This window comes from Brachybacterium sp. UMB0905, assembly GCF_002871795.1.
Lineage (GTDB): Bacteria > Actinomycetota > Actinomycetes > Actinomycetales > Dermabacteraceae > Brachybacterium.
This window is the reverse complement of sequence record NZ_PNHL01000013.1, coordinates 1-9,489: the sequence shown is the minus strand read 5'-3', so window position 1 is coordinate 9,489 and position 9,489 is coordinate 1. Positions and strand designations below refer to the sequence as shown.

The 9,489-nt window shown below is 68.3% G+C and carries 9 protein-coding genes; 3 read left to right on the top strand and 6 right to left on the bottom strand.

Annotated features, from left to right (window positions below; translation table 11 throughout):
• The coding region (locus CJ197_RS11920; protein WP_146007773.1) for a TRAP transporter fused permease subunit at positions 1–1,178 on the bottom strand (1,178 nt) is incomplete at its 3' end.
• 1 nt (position 1,179) lies between these two features.
• Positions 1,180–2,175 carry a TAXI family TRAP transporter solute-binding subunit gene (locus tag CJ197_RS11915; RefSeq protein WP_102236973.1) on the bottom strand — a complete coding sequence of 332 codons (996 nt, stop codon included), beginning with the start codon at positions 2,173–2,175 and terminating at the stop codon, positions 1,180–1,182.
• A gap of 214 nt (positions 2,176–2,389) precedes the next feature.
• On the opposite strand from CJ197_RS11915, the gene CJ197_RS11910 reads away from it, so the two are divergent.
• The gene (locus CJ197_RS11910; RefSeq protein ID WP_102237031.1) at positions 2,390–2,980 is read left to right on the top strand and encodes a 1-acyl-sn-glycerol-3-phosphate acyltransferase; all 591 of its coding nucleotides are present in this window, start codon (positions 2,390–2,392) and stop codon (positions 2,978–2,980) included.
• Positions 2,981–3,184: 204 nt separating this feature from the next.
• On the opposite strand, the gene CJ197_RS11905 is transcribed toward CJ197_RS11910, so the two are convergent.
• Together CJ197_RS11905 and CJ197_RS11900 are read right to left on the bottom strand one after the other, a co-directional pair.
• Positions 3,185–3,904 (bottom strand): hypothetical protein, encoded by a 720-nt coding sequence (locus CJ197_RS11905; protein ID WP_102236972.1) that lies wholly within the window; start codon positions 3,902–3,904, stop codon positions 3,185–3,187.
• Between the two features lie 34 nt (positions 3,905–3,938).
• Positions 3,939–4,430, bottom strand: coding sequence for a hypothetical protein (locus CJ197_RS11900; RefSeq protein WP_102236971.1), 492 nt, complete (start codon positions 4,428–4,430; stop codon positions 3,939–3,941).
• 215 nt (positions 4,431–4,645) lie between these two features.
• On the opposite strand from CJ197_RS11900, the gene CJ197_RS11895 reads away from it, so the two are divergent.
• Positions 4,646–6,559, top strand: coding sequence for a heavy metal translocating P-type ATPase (locus CJ197_RS11895; RefSeq protein ID WP_102237030.1), 1,914 nt, complete (start codon positions 4,646–4,648; stop codon positions 6,557–6,559).
• A 184-nt stretch (positions 6,560–6,743) separates the two neighbouring features.
• Entirely contained in the window at positions 6,744–7,493 is a 750-nt protein-coding gene (locus CJ197_RS11890) for an SDR family NAD(P)-dependent oxidoreductase (protein ID WP_102236970.1), read from the top strand.
• A 19-nt stretch (positions 7,494–7,512) separates the two neighbouring features.
• Here the strand turns inward: CJ197_RS11890 and CJ197_RS11885 are convergent, their stop codons facing one another.
• Complete coding sequence (locus CJ197_RS11885; protein WP_233190920.1) at positions 7,513–8,811, bottom strand: DUF4921 family protein; 1,299 nt, start codon at positions 8,809–8,811, stop codon at positions 7,513–7,515.
• 129 nt (positions 8,812–8,940) lie between these two features.
• Positions 8,941–9,345, bottom strand: a complete 405-nt coding sequence (locus tag CJ197_RS11880) for a hypothetical protein (protein ID WP_233190901.1) — start codon at positions 9,343–9,345, stop codon at positions 8,941–8,943.
• Positions 9,346–9,489 lie beyond the last annotated feature (144 nt).

Below are 9,489 nucleotides of genomic sequence, written 5' to 3'. Positions count from 1 at the left end.
AAGCCGGAGAGCATCATCGTCACGATGATGACCAGCGGCGCCAGCAGATCAAGACGTGTGAGGATCGACTTCCAGCCCGGCAGTTTGTCCTGGGGAATGCCGGCGATGCGCATGTGTTTGGCCTCGAAGTGCACCGAGAGGAACACGCCCAGGAAGTACAGCGCTGCCGGAATGATCGCGATGATGATGATCTGGCTGTAGGGGATGCCGGTGTACTCGGCCATGATGAACGCTGCGGCGCCCATGATCGGCGGCATCAGCTGTCCGCCGGTGGAGGCAGTGGCCTCGGTGGCGCCCGCGAAGTGGGGCTTGAAGCCTGAGCGCTTCATCAACGGGATGGTGAAGGAGCCGGAGGCCACGGTGTTGGCGACCGATGAGCCGGAGATCATGCCCTGCAGACCGGAGGCGGCCACGGCCGCCTTCGCCGGGCCGCCGGTGAAACGTCCGGTGAGACGGAAGGCCAGGTCGTTGAATAGCGCCCCGATGTTCGTGCGGATCAGCACCACCGCGAACAGCAGGAACAGGAAAATGAAGGTGGAGGACACCTGGATGGGAGTGCCGAAGATGCCGCTGCGGCCGGTGAAGAACGTGCTGACCACGTAGTTGCTCCAGGACAGTCCGGCCCCGAAGATCGAGTACGCGATCGCGCCGAGGGCGATCAGCACGATCGGCAGGCCCACGCAGCGGCGGGTGGCCTCCAGAGTCAGCACGATGCCCAGGGTCGCCACCACGTAGTCGATCGTGTCGTACCCCATGATCTGCACCAGATTGCTGGTCAGGTAGGAGTAGCGCACCACGATGTAGAGGTTCGCGCCCAGTCCCAGCAGTGCCAGCAGAACGTCCCACCAGGGCACGCCGATCTTGCCCCGGGGACGCCCCACCCGGCGCCCGGCCGGGTACAGCAGGAAGATCAGCGAAGTCGCGCCCCCGAGGTGGATCGCGCCCTGCACCAGCGGGATACGGGAGCCGGTGAGCCCCGTGTACAGGTGGAACAGGGTCAGGGCGATGGACAGTCCCCCCACCACCCAGGCCCAGACTCCCAGCCGGGTGCGGAATCGGCTGGATGTGTCGTGCTCGCGCAGCACCTCCTCGGCGTGTGCCTCTGTCTCGTGCTGCGCGTTCTCGTCGACCTCGAGCGCCGAGACCTGCGGAGGGTTCTCGTGGTCCTTACCGTTCATGTCAGAGGAGTCCCTCTTCCTCGTAGTACTTCTGCGCACCGGGGTGCATCGGCACCTCACCCTGACCGGACAGGGCGAAGTCGTGACTGATCAGCTTGCCCTGGGCGAGGGTGATCTCATCGGCGTGTTCGAAGGTCGCCTTGGTGATCTCATACCCCAACTCCGGGCTGACCTGGGTGGTGGAGGCGATCAGCGCTGCGGCCACGGACAGGGTGGTCACGGGCTCATCGAGGAAGTCGTAGGCGTCCGGCTCGATGGTGTAGACATCGAACAGGCTCTCCCCCGCCACCTCATCGGCCTTGTCCTGGTCCAGGGAGACGAGCCTTACGTCATTGGTGGCGGCGAGATCCCCGAGCGACCCGGTGGGGGTGCCGACGACGAAGATGGACGCGTCGATGTTGCCGTCTCGCAGCAGGTCCAGAGAGCTGCCGAAGTCCGCCTCGGAGGGCGTGTACTTGTCCTCGGTGATGCCGTAGGCGGCCAGGATCGCATCGGACACCGCGCGGGTGCCGGAGCCGACGTCGCCCACGGCCACCTTCTTACCCTCGAGGTCCGCGACGGTCTCGATGCCGTTATCAGCCAGGGTGACGATATGCGCGGCCTCCGGGTACAGGCCCGCGATCCACCCGATGTTGTCGACCTGCGCGCCCTCGAACTCGCCGGCGCCGGTGACAGCGGAGTTCGCGGTGTCGGACTGGGAGATGCCCAGCTGCCACTCACCTTGGAAGATCTTGCCGATGTTCTCCACCGAGGCGCCGGAGTCCGTGTAGGTCACGGAGATCCCGTCGATGTTGTCCTCGTAGATGGCCGAGTACTCGCCGCCCAGCGGGTAGTACACGCCCGAGGTGCCACCGGTGCCGAAGGTCAGATCGGTGACGAAGTCGCCCTCGCCACCCCCGCCTTTGCCGCCGGAGCCGCCCTTATCGTTGCAGGCCGCGAGCAGGCCCAGAGCCGCCAGGGGGCCCAGGGTCGTGAGAGTCCGTCGTGCGATGCGCATGGATGCACCTCTTCCTCGAGGGTCGTTGGTCGTGTCCGCCGCGCGGGACGGAGGTCGCCCGCGCCGATGGTGAGGACATCACAGCACATGGCGGGGGCGGATCCGGCGCAGGCAGCGGAGCGTTAGGCAATGGTGACATGTCGGTCAGGCGGATTGTGCCACTATCGGCCGCTGCAGCCCAGTTCGTCCACGATGCATGCCATACCGTGAGCTCATGATCCGGCCCCTCATCGCCCGCGCGTTCTGGCTGCTGAGCCCCTGGAGGCTGCGCACCCAACCGGCACCGGACCGCCCCGCGGTGTTCATCGGCGCCCCACACACCTCGAACTGGGATTTCGTGCTCATGCTCGCAATCGCCTGGCAGCAGCGCATCCGGCTGCGCTGGCTGGGCAAGCACACGCTGTTCACCGGCTGGCGGGGGCCGATCATGCGCGCCTTGGGTGGGCTCCCGGTGGACCGCCGCTCCCCCGCTGGGCTGGTCGATGAGGTGGTGGCGCGGATCCGGGCCGGGGATGTGTTCGGCCTGGTGATCACGCCCGACGGGACGCGCGGGCCGCATGAGCACTGGAAGAGCGGGTTCTATCGGATCGCTCGGGCCACCGGCTTGCCGCTGGTGCTGGGGTATGTGGATCGCACGACGATGACCACCGGGCTCGGGCCGCTGGTGGAGCTGACCGGGCGGGTGCGCGAGGATATGGATCTCATCCGTGCCTTCTATCGCGACAAATCGGGCTTCCACCCGCATCTGCGGGTCGAGCCGCGACTGCGGGAGGAACCGGAGGTCGAGGGCGGCCGCGCGCTCTGACGCGGGCCCGGGCCGCCTGTCCTCACGGTGCGAGCACCCGCGGGACCCTAGCGTGGCCATATGACGCAGCGCACCCGCCCGACGCCGCGCTTGCGCCTGACCCGACGAGGACGTCTAGTGCGCACGGTCCTTGTGCTGCAGCAGTCGATGGATCTGGACGGCTGCGCTCCCAACGCCTGGCCATCGCTCGAGCAGGACGGCTCATCAGCGCCCCGGACCATTGCGGCGCAGCAGGGGCACCACGAGCCCTCCGAGCGTCAGGGCCAGCAGCCCCAGGATCGCCAGGGTGCTCCACAGGATCAGTCGCTCCAGCGTCGGCGGCTGTTCGAACACGACCATCAGCCTCCAGATCGCCAGCGGCACCAGGATGAACGCCGCACCGATCGCACCGCCGACGAGCAGGCAGTTCTCGGTGGGCCACGCCGCCAGCAGGGCGCTGCCCCAGGAATACACCGCCAGCACCACCACGGTGGTCTGCAGCAACGCCACCGGATCCCCCAGCACCATCGCGAGCGACCCTCGCCCACCCATCAGCCAAGACCACAGCAGCATCGCGAGCATCTGCACGAGCACCGCCCAGAAGGTGGACAGCAGCAGCAACGGGGCCACGCCGTCGCGGCGCATTCCGAGATCAGCACGTTCCGACTCCACGGCACCGACTGCGAGCATCACCGGAGACAGCGCCACCAGGATGGCCGCCAATACAGGGTCCAGATCCACCTCGTGGCCACCGTCGGTCACGAGCCATCCCGCCGCAGCCAGGACGATCAGCAGCGTGGTCAGACCCACGCAGGCGACGGCGTTCACCATGAGGCGGCGCAGGTCCTGCCCCCACGACGGCACTGCGGCCTCCTGCCGTTCCCGCTCGTGGCGCTCCGGATCATACGGAGGGAACGCGGAGGCGGACGCGTGCGGTTCGCTCATCGCGGGACCGCGATCCGACGGGGTTTGCCGGGGATCAGGCGCGATCACGGCGGCGGGCGCAACGCCTCGACAGCAGGCGCGGGCGACTGAGTCGGCTGCCGCGGGCAGGAGCAGACTCGACCTGCACCCCGTGGTCCTCGGCGATCTCGGTCATATGCGCATCCAGCACACGACTGCGCAGCGCATCGATGCGTCGGCGCAGCTTCTTGTGGTCCTTGGTGGTGGCACCGGGGGCGGTGAGCAGGTGAGCGGCCTTTTCGTACCCGTCCAGCTGCTTCTGCCACTCCTCCGCGCGGCGCACCTCACCGGCGTTGTCGGCGGACGCCGCGAGTTCCCGCACCTGGGAGCGCAGCACCTCGATCGTGGCCAGCATGTCCTGGGCGGTGGGTTTCTCGCTGGCGACGAGCTTCGCGGCCACCTCCTGGATCTGGGCACGCAGCCGCGGATCCTGCCACATCTTGAGGACCACCGGCACCACGACGGGGGCGAAGCGGCGGACGACCTTGATGACAGCGCTCAGGTTCACGGGATCTCCTCTCGGCGCGTGCGCTCCGACTGTAACCGGAGGTGAAGCTGACATGGCAGCTGCTCCGACCCGGCGGCCGGCCCTCCCGGGTGGCACACGCTGCGGGACACCCCGCGGCAATCGCCCTTGACTCCCCCGCGCTATTCCGCTTCTTCGCAGGTCAGGTAAGGCTTCCCTCGCATGCGATGCGCCGCCGGATGGGCGAGGATGATGTCATGTCGAAGCTCATGGACGCGGTCCGGACCTACCCTCTCGTGGCGACCACGCTGCTCGTGGGTGTCGTCGGCCTGCTGCTTCTGGCCACCCCGTGGGCGGCGGCCGCACCGTGGATCGTCGGCGTGTATGCGCTGGCGATCGCGGCCTGGGAGGCCGTGGGCATGGTGCGCCAGCTGCTGCAGGGCAACGCTGGTCTGGACATCCTCGCGGTCACCGCGATCACCGCGGCAGTGCTGGTGGGTGAGCCGTGGGCGGCGCTCGTGGTGGTGCTCATGCTCACCGGCGGTGAGGCTCTCGAGGACTATGCGGAGAACCGCTCGCAGCGGGAGCTGACCGCGTTGCTGCGCCGCTCCCCGCAGACTGCGACCCGCCTCGTGGACGCCCGGGTGGGTGCCGGGGCGCCGGCGGCGACGGACGACGCTGATGATGCTGCGGACGCCCGGACCGAGGACGTGCCGGTGGAGGACGTTGAGGTGGGGGATCTGCTGCTGGTGCGGCCCGGGGCGCAGGTGCCGGTGGATGCCGAACTGGTCTCTGAGGCTGCGGAGTTCGATGAGTCCTCGCTGACCGGAGAGAGTCTGCCGGTGGAGCGGGTAACCGGAGAACGGATCGCCTCCGGTGCGATCAACGGGCAGCGCGCGGTGACGATGCGGGCGATCGCGCTCGCCGCAGACTCGGAGTACCAGCAGATCGTGCGGCTGGTGGAGGAAGCCTCTGCCTCGAAGGCGTCGGTCGTGCGTCTGGCGGACCGGTATGCCCTGCCGTTCACGGTCGTGTCCCTGGCGATCGCCGGGATCGCGTGGGTGCTCAGCGGGGATCCGGTGCGCTTCGCCGAGGTGCTCGTGGTTGCCACGCCGTGCCCGCTGCTGATCGCGGCACCGGTGGCGTTCCTGGGCGGTATGAGCCGCTCGGCCCGGTTCGGTCTGATCGTCAAGGGCGGTGGCACCCTCGAGCAGCTCTCGCGGGCCAGGTCTGTGGCGCTGGACAAGACCGGGACCGTCACCACCGGGGAGCCGACCCTGGAGCGGCTGCTACCGACCGCGGATGTCACGGACGATCGTCTGCTGGGTCTGGCAGCCTCGGCGGAGGTGTATTCCTCGCATGTGCTGGCGCGGTCGGTGGTCGCCGCCGCCCGGCGCCGCCAGCTGCCTCTGCGTGAGGCGCTGGAGGCCGAGGAGGTCGCCACCAACGGTGTGCAGGCGCTCATCGCCGAGCGGGACGGTGAGGATGCGCGGATGATCCGCGTGGGCAAGCTCGCCTGGATCCGCTCGTTCGCGGATGCCCCGGAGCAGGTGCCGGTCAGCTCCGGGGAGCTGGGGATCCATGTCGCCGCCGGGGACCGCTATCTCGGGGCGATCATCATGCGCGACCAGGTACGGCCCGATGCACCGGAGGCCATGGACGGGCTGCGCGAGCTCGGGATCCAGCGGATGCTCATGGTCACCGGTGACGTGGCGGAGACGGCGGAGCCGATCGCCGAGCAGCTCGGCATCGAGGAGGTGCACTCCCAGTGCCGCCCGGCGGACAAGGTGCAGATCGTCCGCGACGTGCAGCCCCGTCCGCTGATCATGGTGGGCGATGGTCTGAATGATGCGCCAGTGCTGGCTTCGGCCGATATCGGCTTCGCGATGGGGGCGCGCGGCGCCACCGCCGCCAGTGAATCGGCCGATGTGGTCAATCGCTTCGACCATCTCGGCTCCCTACCCAAGGCGGTGCAGATCGGCCAGGACACGGTGCGGATCGCCCTGCAGGCGATCTGGGCGGGAATCCTCATCAGCGTGGGGCTGATGCTCGTGGCCGCTGCTGGATTCCTGCCCGCGATCGTCGGCGCTTGGATGCAGGAGATCGTGGACCTCGTGGCGATCCTGTGGGCCCTGCGCGCCCTGGGCCCCCGGTCGGAGCGGCAGGGCTGAGGCGCTGCGCGGAGACAGTCGCACAGCCTTGCCACAACGACTTCAGGCACCACGCACTGGTCCCTGAGCGGCGCGATCACGCCCGATAGCCTGGATGTATCTGTGTGGTCCGGCGCGAACCGGACGGCAACGACAACGATGCAGCTGCTGCGCGATGCAGCGTGCAGATGACGGAGGGTTTCTCATGGCAGTGCTCGAGGGCAAGGTTGCGATCATCACCGGTGCGGCGTCCGGATTCGGGCGCGCCACCGCCGAGCTGTTCGCCACCGAGGGTGCGAAGATTGTCGCAGTGGACTACGCGGCCGATGCGGTCACCGAGGTGGTCAAGGGCATCACGGAGCAGGGCGGCGAGGCTGTCGCCGTGCGCGCGGATGTCTCGCAGGAGGCGGATGTCGAAGCTGCGGTGAAGACGGCGGTGGACACCTACGGCCAGGTGGACGTGCTGTTCAACAACGCCGGGATCTACCTGCCGGGCGCGGCCGATGAGGTCTCCGCCGCAGACTGGGAGCGCACCGTGGCCGTGAACCTCACCGGCGCGTTCCTGGGCACCAAGCATGCGATCGGCGAGCTGAAGAAGACCAAGGGCACCATCATCAACACCGCCTCCGCGGCAGCGCTGATCGGCTTCCCCTCCGCGGTAGCCTACGCGGCTTCCAAGGGCGGTGTGCAGGCGATGACCACGGCCTGCGCGGTTGACTTCGCGCAGGATGGGGTGCGCGTGAACTGCATCTGCCCCGGCACCGGTGAGACAGGTCTGACCAAGGAGGTGCTGGCGAACCCCGAGCTGGCAGAGGCTTTCCTGGGGCCGATCCCGCTCAAGCGCTTCGCCCAGCCGGCCGATGTGGCGCATGCGGCGCTGTACCTGGCAAGCCCCGGCGCGGGGTATGTCACGGGCGTCTCGCTGCCGGTGGACGGCGGCTGGACGATCTCCTGACCTCAGTCCTGGCGCGGTCTCAGCCCCGGCGCGGCTCGCTCAGCTGGATCTGCTCGGAGATCAGCCCGTCGGCGCGCAGCTGGTGCATCCGCGCCAGGACCCGGTCTCGCAGGGACCACGGGCCGATGGTGTTGACGTAGATCTTGGTGGCACCCTCGAATCCGGCGAGGGTGGAGATCCGCCACTTCAGCAGCACGCGCCACGGGACGTGCAGGTCTATCCCGGCGGGCCGGGTGTGCCATTCCTCGTTGCAGGGCACGTCCGGCCCGGTCGCCGCATGGGCGGCATGCACGAGGTCGGCGACGCTGTCTCGCTCGGCCTCGCTCATGGCCCACGGGTCGCTGGCTGCCGCGAGGGAGTGGATCTCGAGCGTCGGGTATCGGTGTCCGAAGCCCGCGAACAGCACAGCGTGCTCGGTGCGGGCGATCACCAGCTGCTCCCGCTCGGCATAGGCCACGCCGTCGCGATGGAGAGCCGCGGGGTCGTGGGCCAGGCGGTCCAGCACGGCCTCGTTCTCGGCACCGAGCTCGTCGATGGCCACGAGCTGCTTGTGGAGGTGGTCGAAGCTGGCTCCGGCGGGCTTCAGCCAGTTCTGGAACACGGAGACGTAGCGGGCCTGCGGGATTGCGGCATACAGGTCCTGCGCACCCTGCGCGGTGAACGCGATGTAGGCGCGATGCTCGGCAGGGGTGAGGGTGCCGGAGCTGGCGAGCTGGTGATCAGTCCGGGCGTCCGCGGTGAAGTGCCGGTGGGCGATGATGACGTCGTGGCCGGAGCCGAAGAAGCTCTCCGCTCCAGCGAGATGCTCCCCCGCCGGGATCACAGCGAGGTCATCCACGCCCATCCCGCTGGCACGGCGCTTGGCATCGAGCACAGCCTGGACGTGCTCGCGCCCGGCCTGGTTCGCAAGGTATTCCTCCTGCCAGGTGCGGGCCTCCGCGGAGAGCTGCTGACCGTAATTGCGGCGCCAGTAGTCCACCTCGAGGATCGCGAAGAGGTTCGCCACGCGGCGAAAGGTGGGAGCGGTGTCCTGCAGGGCGTCGGCGGGCACGTGGCGGAGGATCCGATGGGTGCCGTCGGGCTCGAGGACAACACGGTCCTTCTCCGGTGGGGTCTCGAGCATCCGGGAGGCACAGAAAGCGCAGCGGGCAGCGTGATCAGCCGGCCCGATCGGTTGCGGCTCCGGCCGCGTGATGCCCAGGGGGCGGTTCGCCCGGCCCGGCACGGTCCACACCTCGGTTCCGGTCACGGGGTTGCGCTGCTTGATGGTGCCATCGGCCATGGTGCGCAGGTGGTCACGGGGCGCTCCAGAGTCCACAGTCAACGCAGCTCCTCTTCCGACATGACAGGTGCGGCAGACAGCAGCGGGTGCTGTCCGGTGGCATGGAACGCTACAGCGAGCAGCACCGGTATTCACCGATGATGCCGCGCTGTGGAGAGCATCGCGTCAGGTGCAGTAACGGAACGCGGAGATGTACAGCTGCTGGTAGGAGGTCTTCTCCACTTCGCGCATCAGTCCCAAGCGTCGGCCCAGGTAGGCGTAGGCGGTGACCATCTCGCCGTCGTAGTACCGCGGCAGCATCAGGTACGCCACGATGACGCGGCCCAGGATGTAGCCGACCCCCAGCTGCAGGTAGGAGATGTTGCCCAGGTAGCTCATCACCGGGATGCCGATGACGGTCAGGGCGCTGGTCTCCGTGGCGACCACGGACAGGCTCACCGCCCACCACGGAAGGTCACGTCCGCCCAGGAAATAGTCCTTGACGGTGGACTGTTTGCCGCTCAGGCGCAGACCGAGCCAAGCAGTCGCGATCAGGTAAGCGCCGATGACGGCAAGATCGAGGATCTGCATGTCCAAGACTCTCCTCAGGTAGGGGCGGGGTGGGAGCTTAGACGACGATGCGCAGGCCCCGGGTGGGCTTGCCCGCAAGTTGTTGACGGTTGATCAAGCTGCTTGGGCTTGATCTGCGTGTTCTTCGGTTTTGGCCTGGTCGCG